Annotated in this window: 14 protein-coding genes and 1 pseudogene; 9 read left to right on the plus strand and 6 right to left on the minus strand. The window is 45.4% G+C overall.

The window, feature by feature from the left end:
• Positions 1-64: 64 nt before the first annotated feature.
• Positions 65-529, minus strand: a complete 465-nt coding sequence (locus ACWQXP_RS08180) for a hypothetical protein (RefSeq protein WP_454062332.1) — start codon at positions 527-529, stop codon at positions 65-67.
• 734 nt (positions 530-1,263) lie between these two features.
• Here ACWQXP_RS08180 and ACWQXP_RS08185 point away from each other — a divergent pair.
• The gene (locus ACWQXP_RS08185) at positions 1,264-1,722 is read left to right on the plus strand and encodes a hypothetical protein (protein WP_454062333.1); all 459 of its coding nucleotides are present in this window, start codon (positions 1,264-1,266) and stop codon (positions 1,720-1,722) included.
• A gap of 160 nt (positions 1,723-1,882) precedes the next feature.
• Positions 1,883-2,191, plus strand: coding sequence for a twin-arginine translocase TatA/TatE family subunit (tatA, locus tag ACWQXP_RS08190; protein ID WP_454062334.1), 309 nt, complete (start codon positions 1,883-1,885; stop codon positions 2,189-2,191).
• Between the two features lie 226 nt (positions 2,192-2,417).
• On the opposite strand, the pseudogene ACWQXP_RS08195 reads toward tatA, so the two are convergent.
• Both ACWQXP_RS08195 and ACWQXP_RS08200 read right to left on the minus strand, forming a co-directional pair.
• Positions 2,418-3,064: pseudogene (locus tag ACWQXP_RS08195) on the minus strand (thiamine pyrophosphate-binding protein).
• A 109-nt stretch (positions 3,065-3,173) separates the two neighbouring features.
• On the minus strand, positions 3,174-3,935 hold the full coding sequence (locus ACWQXP_RS08200; RefSeq protein WP_454062335.1) for a PRC-barrel domain containing protein: 762 nt from the start codon (positions 3,933-3,935) through the stop codon (positions 3,174-3,176).
• A gap of 227 nt (positions 3,936-4,162) precedes the next feature.
• Here ACWQXP_RS08200 and ACWQXP_RS08205 point away from each other — a divergent pair, with 227 nt between their 5' ends.
• Positions 4,163-4,300 (plus strand): hypothetical protein, encoded by a 138-nt coding sequence (locus ACWQXP_RS08205; RefSeq protein ID WP_454062336.1) that lies wholly within the window; start codon positions 4,163-4,165, stop codon positions 4,298-4,300.
• A 215-nt stretch (positions 4,301-4,515) separates the two neighbouring features.
• On the opposite strand, the gene ACWQXP_RS08210 is transcribed toward ACWQXP_RS08205, so the two are convergent.
• Positions 4,516-5,031 (minus strand): peroxiredoxin-like family protein, encoded by a 516-nt coding sequence (locus ACWQXP_RS08210; RefSeq protein WP_454062337.1) that lies wholly within the window; start codon positions 5,029-5,031, stop codon positions 4,516-4,518.
• Positions 5,032-5,474: 443 nt separating this feature from the next.
• Between ACWQXP_RS08210 and ACWQXP_RS08215 the strand changes: the two genes are divergently transcribed.
• The 3 genes from ACWQXP_RS08215 (at position 5,475) to ACWQXP_RS08225 (ending at position 8,004) form a co-directional block, all read left to right on the plus strand.
• Positions 5,475-5,957, plus strand: a complete 483-nt coding sequence (locus tag ACWQXP_RS08215; protein WP_454062338.1) for an MgtC/SapB family protein — start codon at positions 5,475-5,477, stop codon at positions 5,955-5,957.
• Between the two features lie 117 nt (positions 5,958-6,074).
• Positions 6,075-7,424, plus strand: coding sequence for a magnesium transporter (mgtE, locus tag ACWQXP_RS08220; RefSeq protein ID WP_454062339.1), 1,350 nt, complete (start codon positions 6,075-6,077; stop codon positions 7,422-7,424).
• A 262-nt stretch (positions 7,425-7,686) separates the two neighbouring features.
• Positions 7,687-8,004 carry a hypothetical protein gene (locus tag ACWQXP_RS08225; protein WP_454062340.1) on the plus strand — a complete coding sequence of 106 codons (318 nt, stop codon included), beginning with the start codon at positions 7,687-7,689 and terminating at the stop codon, positions 8,002-8,004.
• A gap of 284 nt (positions 8,005-8,288) precedes the next feature.
• Here ACWQXP_RS08225 and ACWQXP_RS08230 read toward each other — a convergent pair whose 3' ends face one another.
• Positions 8,289-8,726 carry a CBS domain-containing protein gene (locus ACWQXP_RS08230; RefSeq protein WP_454062341.1) on the minus strand — a complete coding sequence of 146 codons (438 nt, stop codon included), beginning with the start codon at positions 8,724-8,726 and terminating at the stop codon, positions 8,289-8,291.
• Between the two features lie 311 nt (positions 8,727-9,037).
• Here ACWQXP_RS08230 and ftsH point away from each other — a divergent pair, with 311 nt between their 5' ends.
• Positions 9,038-10,996 (plus strand): ATP-dependent zinc metalloprotease FtsH, encoded by a 1,959-nt coding sequence (gene ftsH / locus ACWQXP_RS08235; RefSeq protein ID WP_454062342.1) that lies wholly within the window; start codon positions 9,038-9,040, stop codon positions 10,994-10,996.
• A gap of 210 nt (positions 10,997-11,206) precedes the next feature.
• Here the strand turns inward: ftsH and ACWQXP_RS08240 are convergent, their stop codons facing one another.
• A complete protein-coding gene (locus ACWQXP_RS08240) occupies positions 11,207-12,688 on the minus strand; it encodes a hypothetical protein (RefSeq protein WP_454062343.1) in 1,482 nt (493 codons plus the stop codon).
• Positions 12,689-13,191: 503 nt separating this feature from the next.
• Between ACWQXP_RS08240 and ACWQXP_RS08245 the strand changes: the two genes are divergently transcribed.
• Positions 13,192-14,664: a BON domain-containing protein gene (locus tag ACWQXP_RS08245; RefSeq protein ID WP_454062344.1), complete on the plus strand. Its 1,473-nt coding sequence runs from the start codon at positions 13,192-13,194 to the stop codon at positions 14,662-14,664.
• Between the two features lie 192 nt (positions 14,665-14,856).
• Positions 14,857-16,353, plus strand: coding sequence for a BON domain-containing protein (locus tag ACWQXP_RS08250; RefSeq protein ID WP_454062345.1), 1,497 nt, complete (start codon positions 14,857-14,859; stop codon positions 16,351-16,353).
• The last annotated feature ends 31 nt before the right edge of the window (positions 16,354-16,384 follow it).

Below are 16,384 nucleotides of genomic sequence, written 5' to 3' on the forward strand. Positions count from 1 at the left end.
GGACTTCAGAGATGAGACAACGACATCATCGACTTTGCAAAAAACCTTGCAAGACTCATGGAACTCAATCGATGAGTCTTTTCCCCGCTTTCACCGCTTCGTTGGCCACGCGCTCCGCAGTGCCCCAAGCTTTCCCCACAGCTTTCCCCACAGCTTCACCTGTTCTCTTCGCCACTCCCTGGGCTTTCCCCTTCACCGTTCGGGTTTTCTTTTTGGCCGTCTTGAGACCAACGGCAGCTTTCTTTTTCCCAGCCTGCTTCAACTTGAGCGCTTTTTTCTTAGCATCAGTTAATGTGCGAGAAGCTTGCGTAGCCTTCTTCCCCACTTCCTTTTTCGTGGTTTTGACCGTAGTGGCCGCTTTTTTCTTGGCGCCGGAGATCGCCTGAGAAGTCTTTTTTGTCTTACGATCGACCTTCTTTTTGGCCTGCTGAATGGCAGATGCAGTCTTTTTACTCGCGGTACGTTTGGCTTTGGTTGCAGTGTTGGCGACTTTTTTCACGGTACGTTTGGCGTGACGTTGAGTAGGCATACCTATCCTTTCTTTATAGGAGAATATCGAATCTACGCCGAACGATACCATGAAGATTCGTTGTTGTGAAGAGGCGAAATGCAACGAACACGGCTCACTCGATCATTAGACTCGTACAAATATGTTTAGACATGTTCAAGATCTTGCCATTTCAGATTTTCGTCGAAGGCGGAAAATAATGATGACGAATACCTACATGCTTGCTCAATCATAAACTCCAGCAGGTTCTGGATTCAGATCTTAATAGTAAAAGACATTCATTGAGCGTTCACTACGTGACCGCATAATTGGCAACACAAACAACCATCGCTTCCTCCAAGAGCGATGGTTCCGTGTGTCAACTCAGTGAAACATTTCATTTCCTGCACGACGTTGTTCATAAACAATGTCAAATCGAATAGTTAGTAAAGATCACGGGCAACGATCTCCGTCCTCCCGTGGAGAACTAGACGTTATCGTAAACATGACTAGGGTTTTATCTAGTAACCACAACATACACGGTTTAGTAATGTTTAAGTAAAATTCATAATTTCTGAGAAATGATGGTCCCGTCTATTCAAGAGGGAGGAAGCCTGAGCATCCGCTGACCTTATCGTCCACTAAGAAAGAGAAGGGCGTGGATACATGCGTTCGCTGGTTGTGACTTCACAAGGCACCTTACTGTCCCGGCAGTGAAGTTTTGATATAACGGCAAACATAAAATGAACGAGACCGGTTAGTTTGGAGGTGACGCAATGAGAAAACCAAATCGCTTATTAAATGTTATGATAATGAATCTCGCATTGTTCACGGCAAGTTGTGATAACTCAGATATGCGTACCCAGGAAGAATCAAAACATCTGAAAAAAGAGGTCAAGGAGAATGTTCAAGATACACTTGAGTCAACTAAACAGTTCACTGAGAACAAGTTTGATGAGTATAGTCAAGCCATAGAAACGTCCATGAATGCGTTACAACAAAAGCATAGGCAACTACAGAAACAAGCACTGCAAGATGGAAAAGAGGCGAATATTGAACTACAGGATGCTCTCGCTACGCTGGAGATGAAAAGAGAGCAACTGCAAAAACAAATAGAAGAACAGAATTCCAACCGCGATACTCCGTTAGAAGATCTGCAGTTGAGTATTGAACAAGCATTAGAAGAACTTGAAGAATTATATGAAGTGACCATTGCTCGTTTTTCGAGACAATAATTGATTGCATGGTCATCAAAAGTAATAATGAGTGGTTTATGAAGGTCGTAGAAGAAGCATTCTGAGATAACACCATCGGTGTTCTGTCAAAAGACTTCTATGGAAGATGGACTTCAAAAGCAAAAAGACAGAACACATCGCATAAGAAAGGGAGAAAAATATGTTTGGTTCATTTGGATGGATGGAATTACTCTTGATCCTCTTTATTGTGTTGATTATCTTTGGGGCAGGAAAGATTCCTCAACTAGGAGAAGGACTCGGAAAGGCCATAAAAGGCTTTAAAAAATCAGTCAATGAGCCTGAGATCAATGAACCCACAGAAATATCTGACCCGCGTGAACCGATGCAACATGAAGGTCAACAAAGTGAAGGATTGAAAGCGGAAGCGACGCACGAAAAGCTTCAGACCGATCCACCTAAGCATTCACGGGTTTTGGAAAAGGGTTCTGAACCATTACATCATGGATAATACGCGTCGGATGCAGGCCATCATGACACGAATACACGGCACGGCACATTTTGACCATTAAATTTATGAATGTGGAAAATGAGAAATGTGATGAACCCGACGTTATCTAACTGAGTAAGATGGGAATTTGGGAGGGAAGTCATGACAAGCAAAACCAAGACTGATTTCCTCAAGAATGTCATGAATCAGGATTCTACTGGACCTAAACGAGTTCCTTTGTAGCCCCTCACGCTCCCCGCCCCGCGAGAATCGCAATCTTTTCTCCAACATTAAGAATGTCAGCAGCAAGATCTAAATTCTTTTTATTTGGTAGACCGGCCTCCACCACAAATACATTCGAAGTGTGCTGGGACACATTCCGTTGAGTTTCTGGTTCTGAGACTTCCATCCCTTGAAAATCGACTGGAAATGTGATGTGCGCGACACCGCGGTAACCCAGTGCTGCTCGACAAGCTAAGTCCGAGACATTTTTGACATGAGCAGCCTCCATGACACGAGCATTGTACACGGTCACATCCGTAAATAATTTATCCAGCTCGACATCCTGTTGCGTCTTCGTCCCAATCAAATCATGATAGGGCAATCCTGTGATGGCTAACACAGGTTGACCATCAAGCTTCGCATCGTAAAGACCGTTCAACAAGTGAATACCTCCCGGCCCAGATGTCGCGAGACACACGCCAAGCTTTCCGGTGTACTTCGCATAGGCACAGCAGTTTCTTCATGACGAACCTGGACAAATTGAATTTCCTGCTGTCTAGTTCGTAGGGCGTCCATGATCCCATTAATCCCATCTCCAGGCATGCCCAAAATCACATTCACGCCCCATTCATGAACGGTCTGGATCAACAACTCTGCTGCCGTGATGGTCATTCCACTCCCCCGTTTTATACAAAAAAATGATGACTAACGAGTCGTTTTTGAAAATAAGGTCAATGATCAACAATCCTTCAGGTCTACATTCCCTGGACTCAACAGCTTGTCATTTCCAGTACGTGGGTCGTCCAAAATAATCGTAGACACGCACTTCTAATTCACGATTGACCGGCATAGACGCATCATACTCTGGACAATTCTTGGTTTGTTCCTGTGTCATATCGACTTCAACCGTTTGATCTGACCATTGAATGGTTTTGATCCAGTCTGGCGCAACAAGTACTTTCTTTCCTGGCAACCAATTGCGAGTATCAATCACAAAATACCGAATGTTCCATGTATCATCATCTGCGATACAATCTTCTACATGACCGATTTCCCCATCGGTAGCCTTAATGACATACCCTATGAGTTCGTCAATGCTTCGCAAATGAGGGTTGGCTTGCTCTTCTGAAATGGTGTCCCACCTATCCCTCACGTCATGATCTTCTACTGCCGGGATCGCACCCATCCCCACGGGAGCAGGGAACAATGGATCAATCCCTCCCCAATACGCTGGCCACTGGTAATATTGAACGAGCTTTGATTCCTCCTGAAGTGAAACAGGCTTATCGATTTCTATCCCTGGACTCCGTTCAATTTGATCTTTTGTTAATTTGACTGGAAAGTGATGACTGCTCCAGTCAGGCTTGCCGATGGATTCTAACGACAGTAACACTAATCGGCCTGGCAACCACTTTCCAGTATCGGCAACGAGATATCGAATCATCCATTCGCGATCATCAAAGAAGAAGTCTTTCGATTCTCCGATCTCACCGTCTGTGGCCTCAAGGGTGAACCCTTGAATGGCGTTGAGACTTCGTAACATGTATCACCTCCTTGTATGGTGAAACACCGCTCTTCTTGACCAGTAAAAAAGGACTACGAATCAGAATTGACCACCAAGCTTAACTATCGAGTAGACTACCATTTTGAAGCAATTCACCTGAACTCATAAAAACCCTTGCCCTGTCTACCCATACACGTGTAAATACTCAGAATTGCTCAATATCCACATACCTGGAATAGTTTAGTGAATCATCCGTAGAAGTGCTCATGCCTGGGGGACCGGAGGTATGGGCTGCGGAGGTCGTCCCGGAGGTTGAGGGGGATTGGGATCTGGAAACGGCGGCGAAGGATCAGGCAGTGGAGAGGGGCCTGGATTGGGAGGGTCTGGATTTGGGTTTGGCGTAGTGAATTTTAAACCCATAGGCCTATCATATTCACCTTTAAGACATGATGGTGTTCGAGAGTTGGGGGTAACAATGAGAGCATACATCGACTTCCGTATAGAATTGACATAAGAATGATTCATAAATGTATCCTTTTTCAATAGAATCTGACCGACTTACTTGAACTCTGAAAACTTGAATAAACCGTGGGCTTCATCACAACCAGTTTTTATGAATTTACGCTTCTCCTCTCGCTGGATATTTATTGTCCATCACCCAATCCAAGGTGGAGAGTAAGTCTGTAAAACTTGGTCGTCCAAACGGCATGCTATTAATGACGGCAGAGTACAACTCGCCATCCGGCCTAACCCAAAATACTCCCGGCTCACAAAATATTGACGGTTCTGATTCTTTAATACTCTTCGAAATATACAGGCCCCATTGACGCATGGAATCTACACTCAGCCCATAACCAAGCGTCAATCGTTTAAGGCCCCATTCTTTTTGTGAAGTACTGGCACGCTCTTCATCGTCACCACTTACGGCAATCACATCCATTCCTTTCTTGGTAAATTCATCCAGCTTCTTTTCTAAATCCTTCAAATAGGTTTGGCAAACCGGACAATGGAGGCCTCGATAAAAGACAATCATCGTAAAAGTACTCGGATGTTGAGCTGAAAGTGTCCAGGTTTTTCCATTCACCGTCTTGACCTGCAAATCCGGAGCTTGAGTTTGAGGGAGCGGTTTAGTCATGTGCATCGCCCTTTCATGGTTTAGGAATTCTCTCTGGGCCATTAAACAAGATGATGGATCAGATAAGTACTCAATCCAGTATAGAGGCAACATATCAAATCAAGTACTATGCACAACCCTAGTCTGCACGCTTATGCAAGACTAGGCACATATGCGTAGTCCAATCAGGATGGCGTTCTTCTGCCACGATAATCCAACGAAAACATCGAGATAAGAGATAAGACTCATACGATACTCTTCAATGAGTCCTGCCGCATCATATGTTGTTCTGGGTTGTTCTGGGTCCTTCTGGTCATCAAATGGGTATCACCAAACCAGGGTTGCATAGAGTTGAAAAACGACGAGAATTTCTATATTACCGTCATTTAGAAATCAGTAACGATTGCCAACGGTGAGTCATGACAGTCTTAACATGATGACCCATTTTCTCAAGGATAGCCACCATGAATGAATGGACGATCGATTGGATACAAATACACATATTGGGACAACTCATGATCGCGATGGTCCTTGGAGGACTCATTGGACTCGATCGTGAGCTCGCAGATCGCCCGGCTGGGCTCCGCACACATATCTTAGTTGCTGGAGCATCCGCACTCTTCGTGTCAATGGGTGACATCTTGGTCGTTCATTTTGATTCATCCGTTTCTCACGATATCCTGCGGACGGATCCCATTCGGTTGATAGAAGCCGTCATTACTGGCATTAGTTTCTTGGGAGCGGGAACCATTATTCGCGGGAGTTCTGATGGGAAAATCCACGGGCTCACAACAGCAGCTTCAATATTGGTCGCGGCCGGCATTGGTGTCAGTGTGGCCATTGATCAATTCATCTTAGCCATAGGCATGACTATGTTGGTGTTGTTCATCCTTCGAGGTCTTCACCTCGTCGAAATTAAGATGGGATCAACCAATCGGGATGAGTGAAGCACATCTTCGTACATGTGAAGGTCATGGCCTCCAATCACTCAACATGAAGAGTTCGGATCATTTGGACACCAAGCAGCTTAGAAGATAATCAAACGGATTGTAGAGGGAACCATTATGACGAACCCTGACCTAGAGAAACTTATTGCACAAAAAGACTGGCGGGCATTGAACACACACCTCTCGACTTTGCCTCCCCCAGAAACAGCTGAAGTTCTTTCGAATCTCGAACAATCAGATAGAGTTCTTCTCTTTCATATGCTTCCACGCTCACAATCCGTAGAAAGTTTTTCCTATCTCGAAACAAGTCTTCAAGAATCGTTGCTGACTGAATTGACTGACGAAGACACCCAACAAATCTTAACAACACTTCGGCCTGATGATAGAACTGTCTTATTAGAAGGCCTTCCTCGAGAAACGCTGTCACGACTGCTTCGTCTTCTTAACCCACAGGATCTTCAAGAAGCCCGTCAATTGCTCGGATATCCCGAAGAGAGTGTTGGAAGATTGATGACCCCCGATTTTGTAGTCGTGCTTCCCAGATGGACAATTGAGCAGTCACTTCGTCACATTCGATCACGAGGACAAGGAAGTGAAACCATCAGTACAATTTATGTGACGGATGAAAACTGGAAATTGTTAGATGCGCTTGAATTAGAGCAATTCGTATTGGCCCAGCCCTCCGAGACGGTCGCGCAAATCATGAATAATACGTTTATTGCGCTATCGGCTCAAGACGATCGAGAAGAGGCCGTCCGTCAAATGCAGAAATATGATCTTTTTGCACTTCCCGTCATCAACGATCATGACGTATTACTTGGAATTGTCACGATAGATGATGTCTTCGATGTCGCGGAGGAAGAAGCCACTGAGGACATCCAAAAAGGCGCTGCAGTGGAGCCATTGAAACATAGTTATCGCGAATCGAGTATCTGGGCTCTTTATCTCAAACGAATCCCTTGGCTCGGAGCACTCCTGTTGGTGAATCTGGCGGCATCGGGTGTCATTGTGATGTTTGAAGACACGTTAGCATCGGCCTTGGCTTTAGCGTTTTTTATTCCACTCTTGATGGGAAGTGGAGGCAATACCGGTGCGCAGGCAGCCACACTGATGGTGAGAGCATTAGCCACTGAAGATATTAAGGTCTCTCAATGGCTCACGACTGTCACCAAGGAAATATTTGTTGGAAGTATCCTGGGCATCACATTAGGCATTGGGGTTGGATTGATCGGCTACTGGCGAGGCGAAGCCAGCATTGGGTTGGCGGTTGGGCTTTCAATGGCTGCAATTGTGCTCGCGTCGAACCTTATCGGTGTCTTATTTCCAGTTATGTTGACAAAACTCCATGTGGACCCGGCTGTGGCTAGCAGCCCCATGGTGACCTCAACCGCAGACGTCACAAGCCTTATTCTCTATTTTTCTATTGCCACCACAATTTTGAGAAATTTAAAAGAAACCGGCCTGTAATCTATGAGAGCTATCATCTGGGTGTAGGAGAGCCACGCGTTGCCCTCCTCCCGTCCTTTCTCTATCCAGGACAGACTTTTTCTATCAAGGACAGAATAGGTAAATGTTCCCCCCCAAAAAACCAAAAGCGGTGCTGAGAACCTCTTGCCTTCGTCATCAAGTGTGCAAGGGTTTCCCTCAGTTGTTTTTCTGTTGCATGAGCATACACTGAAAAAACAGTTTATCGTTATTCTTTATTATCTCATCATTTCAAGGAGGACTTATGCAAACGTTTAAACATATCACGGCAGGAGGAAGTTTCCTTCTTTGCACGACCGCATGGGCAGCCCTCGCATTGGCGAATCCGGCTTTACTACCGGAACATCCTGGTCATCCCATGAAGGCTTTAGAAAGTCCAGTGACAGGGAAATCTCTCGCGAATGATCCAGGAAGATCCCAAAATTATGAACAAGAGGCTTTACGAAATGCGAGTCAAGATGCCAATGAGAATTTAAAAACCCTTACCGCCGAAACAAAAGAGGAAAACAAGAGCAATCAATCGATGAATGACGTGACAGCAAGTTCATCAGAACAACAATAAAAAGCCACGTTCGTTTCTACTGTATGGTTGGCTTGTCTAGAAGTGGCTGGGAGGATCGACACCGTTCGACTGCAATCCCAGCCACTCGCACTCGAAAAAGTCGTAACTCACAGGAATATACCTCAGGAACCGGAACAGAAGTTGTCGACTTCACATGCGAGTTCATCTTCTCCATAAGACAAGAATGGGCCTATGGCGGAGAAATCACCAGGACCACATATCTGACAGATTGATAATATGATGTGTATAACTTACTCCACCCTTTTACATTTTAACTTAATATATTACATACGACTTTGAGAAATACCTTGTAGAACTTCTCCAGTCATTTCTCCATTCATAGGACTGTTCGCGATGTCTCCGAGGGCAATGATGCCGACGACTTCTTTATCGTCATTCACCACAAGCAGTCTTCTGACTTGTTTATCCTTCATCAGTTGAGACGCCTCATCGAGCTTTTGATGTTCATGGCACAGCATAAAATTCCGTGTCATAACATCTTGCACCATGGTGGTGTTGGGGTCACGTCCTTCAGCAACTGATCGTACGGTAATATCTCGATCAGAGATCATTCCCACTAACTCCCGATCGTTTACAACAGGTAAAATGCCTATGTCACATTGACGCATTTTATCAGCCGCTTCCATAATGCTTTGTTTCGCTTGAACCGTTTCAGTCCCAAATGTCATGACATCTTTCACTGTCAAGGATGCGTTAGCCATAACTCACCTCCATGGTGGAAAGTAGAAGAAATATCACGCATTTCTTAAATTGCATTGTTACTATGTACCGCGAGGAAGGATAGGGGAACTCTCACTTTCCCTAGTCACACGAATAGACGATTGCAGGACTAGTTAGGCTTTTGGTTCTGCAATAAAACGCTAGAAATAGGCACGCATACTAGGTGAAATAAAGGAAACCAGGGAAATTCCCAGGTACCGAATGTTAAAAGTCATGATATGTTCCTTCCAATCGTTAGATTAACAACCCCCTATCCCCTCGCTTCATCTTATCGAGCGAGAGGTGATGATCTATGTTGAACAACAAATTTAAAAAATCTTTCCTGTCTCATTCTTCACAGGAAAAGGGACATGACGCAGAAAACGATCATCCTCATCAAGCTGATCATAAAAACTCACCACGTCAATCATTCCGGTCACTGTGGTTCCCCTTCCTTACTGTTGTATTCATGTGGTTGCTCGCGTCAACGATTAGTGGACCGTTTGAGGATGTGTTCACACAAGAAGTATCGTATTCTGAATTCAAACAGCAGGTGAGAACCGGAAATGTCGAAAAAGTTGTGTTCAAAGGCGATCAAATTCAAGGAGAATTCGTGAATACGGTGAAGGTGATGAAGAACGAGGGGGAAGAGCGTACATCTCGGTCCTTTTCAACGACGCTTCCTTCTGTTGGTGATGACGCGTTAATGCCAAGCTTGGAAGAACAACATGTGACAATCCATGCAGAAACACAAGAAAATTCATGGTGGAGTCTCTTGCTCATTTCCTGGTTACCATGGATATTGATTTTTGGATTGATCGTGTATGCCCAAAAAAAAGTACAGGATAGAATGGGAGGTCAAATCTTGGGGTTTGGGCAATCTCCAGGCAAAAGGTTCGAACAAAGTGAAAGTAAGGTGAAATTTCATGATGTGGCGGGATTAGAAAATCCTAAAAAAGATCTCCAAGAAATCATTGATTATTTGAAAGATCCGTCCCGATTTCAGTCCATTGGGGCAGAGCTACCCAAAGGGGTGTTATTGCTCGGACCGCCAGGAACCGGAAAAACATTGCTAGCGAGAGCCTCCGCAGGAGAAGCCGATGTGCCATTTTTTAGTCTGAGTGGGTCTGAGTTTATTGAAATGTTTGTCGGTGTGGGAGCATCCCGTGTGCGAAATTTATTCGCGAACGCGAAAAAAGAATCTCCCGCGATAATTTTTATCGATGAAATCGATTCAATCGGACGAGCTCGAGGAACAGGGTTGGGGGGCGGACATGATGAACGGGAGCAAACCCTCAATCAAATACTGTCAGAAATGGATGGGTTTGATGCCCATGACGCCGTGGTGGTGATGGCAGCAACCAACCGACCTGATGTCCTGGATACGGCCTTAACTCGCCCAGGTCGATTTGATCGTCATGTGACGATTGATCTTCCAGATAAACGAGCTCGAACAGCAATTCTTCTCATTCATACCAGAAATATTCCTCTACATGAGGATGTCAATCTCGAACATGTTGCGCGGCGTACCGTGGGGTTATCGGGAGCAGATTTAAAAAACCTCGCCAATGAAGCAGCACTGTTCAGCGCCCGAAAGCACAAAGAGAAAGTCGAAAATGAAGATTTCGACCAGGCCTTGGATAAGATCCTACTGGGAGCCGTGCGTGAGGACATCATCACCGATGATGAAAAACGTATAGTGGCCTATCATGAAAGTGGCCATGCCTTGGTGGCGAAGCTCATGCCTCATGCCGATCCTCTACGAAAAGTTTCAATCATTCCACGAGGACGAAGCCTCGGAGCGACAGAACAAATTCCTGCTGAAGACCGACACAATCTCGGATATAGGTATCTGCGCGATCGTTTAGCTATTTTACTAGGTGGACGAGTCGCCGAAAAACTTATATTTAACGAATATACGACAGGAGCCGCGAACGATCTGAAAGAAGCGACAAAATTAGCAAAGCGTATGGTATGTCAATGGGGAATGAGCGAACGACTTGGCCCACTCACCTATCGGCTGGGAGAAGAACATGTATTTTTGGGAAAAGAAATAGCCCAGGACAAAGATTACAGCGAACATACGGCGCAAATTATTGATGAAGAAACCCAATCCTTAGTGGTGAATATCGAAGCGAACGTTGAAGAATTGTTAGCACAGAATAAAACATCATTAGATGCCCTGGCTGAAGCGCTTCTGGAACAGGAGACCCTTGAAAATCACGTCGTGGACAATCTTCTAAAGAACATAACAGCTCCTGCTGCTGTGTAAGACATTGAGATGGCAAAATGGAATTTGTTGAATTCGCCATTCACATACGGCACTCGCAAGGAGAATGACTTTTGAGTGTCTTGAAAAGAATCTTGCCTTGAATTGCGCTGCAGGTTGCCGTAAGGAGTTTTCTGCACGAAAACTTTATAAAAGTGTGAAGCAGACACGGGTGTCATCCAATCATTCTGACAAACACAATGTATTTTTTTGTTACTTCATCTCACCGAGTGTGATGGCAATACCTTGTCGATCGAATTCTCGTTTGAGAAGGAGAATAAAAGGAATGGTCAGCAATGTGGTCACCATGCTGATATACACAAAAATTTGTAGAATAAGGGTTCGTTCATCAGGCACTCCCGCTATATCCAGCCAACTGCCAGAAAAAGATGAGAGCAACCAAGCCATTGATGGATTGCCAAAAAGCGTATAGAGCCCTGCCCCAATGACTCCTTCGAACATATCCGTGACATTAGCCAACGACATGAGAAAAGCATAACCAACACCAGCATACTGAAGTTTCACCGTCTCTCCGGCCAACGTCAGCGGAATGATAAATGCCGGAATAGTGGCAAAGCCAAAGAATGTCTGAAAAAGTAGCCGAAACCACTCATATCGATTCCATTCGGGTAATGGGTTCAGGTTCTCCGGCCAGGAGTTGAAAACATCGAATGCATTCCACCATGGATGTTGTGGATGTAAATAGAGATAAAAGCTCAAGGGGAAAGAAATCACAGCCAGAGTCACGACGGCATAAAGATATTGATCCCATGAAATAGAGTGATATCGGTTCACCACCCAGCGATACGTGAGGACTGAGAGGAAAAACGTGATTCCCCCAACAGACAGAATGGTTCCAAAAGAAGTGGGACGAAAATGGCGCACGTCAATTAAATAGCTACGCTCGATAAAGCCAATCGAGGGACTGAATTTCCAAAAAAACATGAAGAGAACCAGAAACCAAATGACTCGATTGTTTGCGCGAAACTGGGAAAATCGATGTGGTAACGACTGAAGAAAGAGTCTGATGCGTTGCCATGATGGAACAGATTGGGGAAGCTCAATCTGATGTGGAACAGGAGTTTCTTCGATGTATCGCCATCCGACATAGGCCGTGGCCAGAGGTGGAATTCCCGTGAGGAGAAAGACGATCCAGTATTCGAATTTTTCTACTAAAATTTGTTGCTGAACCCATCCCCCAAGATAAATGGCCGCGGCAGTCGCCAATCCTAATACCGTCCATTGAAAGTTAATGAATGAACCAACCTGATTAAGATGCCGACCACGCTCGACCATGAGCGCATCGCACACCACGTCGACAAATGCATAAGTGGTGAATGCAAAATTGAAAACGAATAAATAGAGTAGCGGAATACGAACACCAGCCAGGGAAAGCCCCGCACTGAAAGACCAGAATCCCAAGGCCAGGCATGCCATGAGAATATACCAGGATTTGCGTCGGTACCCGTACAGGGGAATCCGATCGGAAATATACCCCCACACGGGTTTAATAAGCCATCCAAGACTTCTGAGTGAATTGAATAATTGTCCACCTGTATCACCTAAGGCCAGGACATTTTTAATGAAATACAGAATGGGAACTTCCGTAAAATAACTCGTGCCTTGGACAAAATACGGGATACCGATGACCCATTTAAATGACTTGTGGGTATTTTTCTGAGTCTGGAGAGTCATGAAACGTTCACGATGCCTGCTGTGAGTTGTACAGAGGTGAGTGATATTGGTTTCTTGAAAACAAGGTGTTCAATCAACCATACTCAATTTTTCGACTCTCTCCCCACGATCAGAATCCTATACTCCTGAGTGCGATTCCATGAGCTGGTTTTCCGTGCCACTCGTGCATGGCTCTCCTCCCCCTCATCGAGCCAAGCCATAAGCCGCCTCGTGATCTGTCCGCATACCTGATTATCCATGAAGTACCCCCTCCATGTGAAACATGTCGTTCCTATACTACGAGGATGAGGAGAACTGAACAATAGCACCACCAGGGTTATTGGTAGTACGAAAGTGGGAAAAAAGTTGATACAAAAGTTTAGAGCAAGAACGACAAAGTATCCCGAAAAAATGAACAGGAGGGCAATCGTACATCATCCCACAATTTAGAATTTTGAATCATAGCTAATGAATGGGAGTGGTTGTTTTAATACAGATCTTGAGCGGTTCAATGAGGGAAGACAATGCTACAGCCGTCGAAAATTAAGTCATATATTCTAAAAATTGTGCTCATCGGGTTTATCTCCATAGCGCTCATTCCGAATCTGAGCAGAGCTGAATCCGACTCCCTGAATATTACCGACAAGGACATCACCGTAGCCATAGAAAGCCGTTTTATTATTGAAGAGAACGTCCCAGCTAATTTCATCAATGTCACGACAGAGAATGGCATTGTGACCCTTTCCGGAAACGTTGACAATTTACTCGCCAAGGACCGAGCAGAAAAAATTGTTGAAAGTGTGCGTGGAGTACGAGCCATAATCGATCTGATTGCGGTGGAACCATTTATCCAACCCGAAGATGAAATCATCAAGAAGAACGTCAACACGGCATTGGCCGATGATCCGGCTGCAGACTCCTATGAACTCACCATTCAGGTGGACGATGGCACGGTGACTCTTCGTGGGATGGTGGAAAGCTGGCAAGAAAAACAATTAAGTGAAACGGTGACCAAATCGGTCAAGGGGGTAAAGAACATTCGAAATGAGATCACGGTCAATCCTGTCACGATTCGGTCAGATTCGGAAATCGAAGCCGAAATCATTCGTCGGCTTCAATCCGATGTCTGGGTCCACGAAGGGCTCATTGGTATCATTGTTGAGAAAAACCAAGTCACCTTAACAGGGTCTGTCGGTAGCCTCGCAGAAAAATATCGGGCCTTTACAGATGCGTGGGTCAATGGTGTCACTTCCGTGAATGTAGAACAACTCGAGGTGGAATGGTGGGCACGTGACCGAATGCTGCAAAATCCAACAGAACGGGTTTCATCCAACACTCAAAAAGAAGAAGCCATACGTCACGCGTTTTCCTATAGTCCTCGACTTCATCATGTCAACATCTCGATTCAAGTCAAGCAGGGTACAGCGATCTTGACAGGCATTGTAAATAATGTCGCCGCCAGACATGCGGCGGAAGAGGCAGCCAGGCAGACCGTCGGGATTTGGCGTGTGCGTAATTTGATAAAAGTCCGATCAACTGATCCAGCCAATGACGAAGCGTTGGAACGTCGAGTTCAGAACGCGTTCAATCAACATCCTATGATTGACCGCTATGACCTGATCGTGATGGCACGAAATGGAACGATTTCCATCGAAGGGTATCTACAGTCTCCGACAGAAATCTTAGAAGCGGTTCGCACCGCAGCAACAGTGAAGGGTGTCACCAAAGTTTTAAATTATCTAGAGATTAAATCCTCTTCAATGCAGAAAAGTGATGAAGAAATTTGGGAAGATATCAGACGATCGATATGGTGGGATCCTCGTCTTTATGATCAGGATATCACTATTGTCGTCGACGATGGGGTGATCACTCTCACAGGTAAAGTCCCGTCCATCATCGAATGGCGACGCGCCACGAAGATTGCGAAAGAAGCCGGCGCGGAACGTATACGAAATCGTTTGAAAGTCATAGACGGACCGGATTTTCTGACGAGCTAACAACTTCCAATGACTCACTTGGAGTGGAGGGAAGATGCCTCCCTTCGGCGTCAGTCGTAGTCTTGTCGTTCATCATTCTGAGAAGGGGTGTTCTGTATGGCATGTCGTACTAAAACCGTTTTAACCGTATCAGCAAGACCCAACAACCATGAATACAACCCCTGTGATCTTTGAAAAGCTTAAGAACACCAGATGCACACAATCTCACATAACATGATGCGAAGGTGGTTAACATGGAGTCTTACATTGACGTTAGGCTTCTTTTCACTGCAGGTTGTTCATTCTGAAAATGAACAACTGGCCATGACGACCGATGCGAATATCGGCTTGGCGATTGAATACCGATTAGCGCAAGACCATCGAGTACAAGAAAATCTTATCGAAGTAGTGGTCGAACGGGGGATCGTGACATTCACGGGCAGGGTCGACAATCTACTTTCCAAAGAACGGGCATCAGCCCTTGCTGAAACCATCAAGGGTGTCCGCAGCGTTATCAATCGCATCATTGTCGCCCCTTCTACCCAATTGGATGATGAAAACATTCAACATCACGTACAGTCAGCCTTGCTGGAAAATCCGGCAACAGAACTGTACGAGATTGATGTCACAGTGCAAGACGGAAGTGTCCACTTACAAGGCACGGTTCAATCATGGCAAGAAAAGCAGTTAGCGCTTCAAGTAGCCAAAGGAGTCAACGGGATAAAAACACTCACACACGATATTATGATCAAAACGATAGATGACCGTTCCGATCATGCGATAAGAGAGGAAATCATTCAACGGTTGACGTATGATGTGTGGGTCAACCCCGAATCATTAGACGTCGTGGTCCAAGATGGAACGGTGTCATTATCCGGAACCGTAAACAGCTTGGATCAGAAGTCCCGCGCAATCCACCTGTCTTGGGTCCATGGCATTACCGCCGTTCACGGCGATCAACTGAACGTGGAATGGTCACCGTCTCAACGTCTACGTCGTACTGGTCTCGTCACACCTTCCGATGAAACGATACAGCAGGCCATCAAGGACGCACTCTCCTATGATCCGCGAGTCGTAAAATCCGATATCACCATTGAGGTGAACGAAGGATTGGTGATCCTCACGGGAACCGTAGACACTCTCTATGCCAAGCAAGCCATTGAAGAGGATGCTCAAAACACTGTCGGGGTCTATCGTGTTGTGAATCATGCAAAAGTCCAATCGCAGACCACCATACCTGATGAAGAAATTTCCAGTCGGATGCAAGCCTCAATTTCTCGAGATCCGTTTCTCGACCAGGAAAACATTGACGTTACGGTTCATCATGGGACAGTGTTCCTTCAAGGTCATGTCACATCTCGATATCAACAAGCCCGAGCCACGACGCTTGCCTGGGGCGTCAAAGGGGTCGTCAATGTCAGCAACACCCTCCAACATCCTATTAAATGGACGTGGGAATCGGATATTGAACTCCGTCAGAACATCAAAGAACAATTTTGGTGGAGTCCTTTCCTGTCAGTCGAATCTATCACCGTTCAAGTCGAAGATGGTGTGGCAACATTAGATGGAACCGTTGATTCTTGGCAACAACGACACATTGCCAAGGACAACGCCTTGGCGGCAGGAGCCAAATCAGTCCATAACCGAATACAGATTCAATCACTTGATGGCTCGTCATTCGTTCCGACACCTGAAAAACTCTATAGATAAAACCGAGATAAAAAAGACCCCTCTCATGAAC

The sequence above is a fragment of the Candidatus Nitrospira salsa genome (assembly GCF_965152625.1).

Excerpts from the sequence above, each read along its gene's own strand:
- ACWQXP_RS08180 (WP_454062332.1), bottom strand. The coding sequence starts at position 529 with ATGCCTACTCAACGTCACGCCAAACGTACCGTGAAAAAAGTCGCCAAC.
- ACWQXP_RS08185 (WP_454062333.1), top strand. The coding sequence starts at position 1,264 with ATGAGAAAACCAAATCGCTTATTAAATGTTATGATAATGAATCTCGCA.
- tatA (WP_454062334.1), top strand. The coding sequence starts at position 1,883 with ATGTTTGGTTCATTTGGATGGATGGAATTACTCTTGATCCTCTTTATT.
- ACWQXP_RS08200 (WP_454062335.1), bottom strand. The coding sequence starts at position 3,935 with ATGTTACGAAGTCTCAACGCCATTCAAGGGTTCACCCTTGAGGCCACA.
- ACWQXP_RS08205 (WP_454062336.1), top strand. The coding sequence starts at position 4,163 with ATGCCTGGGGGACCGGAGGTATGGGCTGCGGAGGTCGTCCCGGAGGTT.
- ACWQXP_RS08210 (WP_454062337.1), bottom strand. The coding sequence starts at position 5,031 with ATGACTAAACCGCTCCCTCAAACTCAAGCTCCGGATTTGCAGGTCAAG.
- ACWQXP_RS08215 (WP_454062338.1), top strand. The coding sequence starts at position 5,475 with ATGAATGAATGGACGATCGATTGGATACAAATACACATATTGGGACAA.
- mgtE (WP_454062339.1), top strand. The coding sequence starts at position 6,075 with ATGACGAACCCTGACCTAGAGAAACTTATTGCACAAAAAGACTGGCGG.
- ACWQXP_RS08225 (WP_454062340.1), top strand. The coding sequence starts at position 7,687 with ATGCAAACGTTTAAACATATCACGGCAGGAGGAAGTTTCCTTCTTTGC.
- ACWQXP_RS08230 (WP_454062341.1), bottom strand. The coding sequence starts at position 8,726 with ATGGCTAACGCATCCTTGACAGTGAAAGATGTCATGACATTTGGGACT.
- ftsH (WP_454062342.1), top strand. The coding sequence starts at position 9,038 with ATGTTGAACAACAAATTTAAAAAATCTTTCCTGTCTCATTCTTCACAG.
- ACWQXP_RS08240 (WP_454062343.1), bottom strand. The coding sequence starts at position 12,688 with ATGACTCTCCAGACTCAGAAAAATACCCACAAGTCATTTAAATGGGTC.
- ACWQXP_RS08245 (WP_454062344.1), top strand. The coding sequence starts at position 13,192 with ATGCTACAGCCGTCGAAAATTAAGTCATATATTCTAAAAATTGTGCTC.
- ACWQXP_RS08250 (WP_454062345.1), top strand. The coding sequence starts at position 14,857 with ATGCACACAATCTCACATAACATGATGCGAAGGTGGTTAACATGGAGT.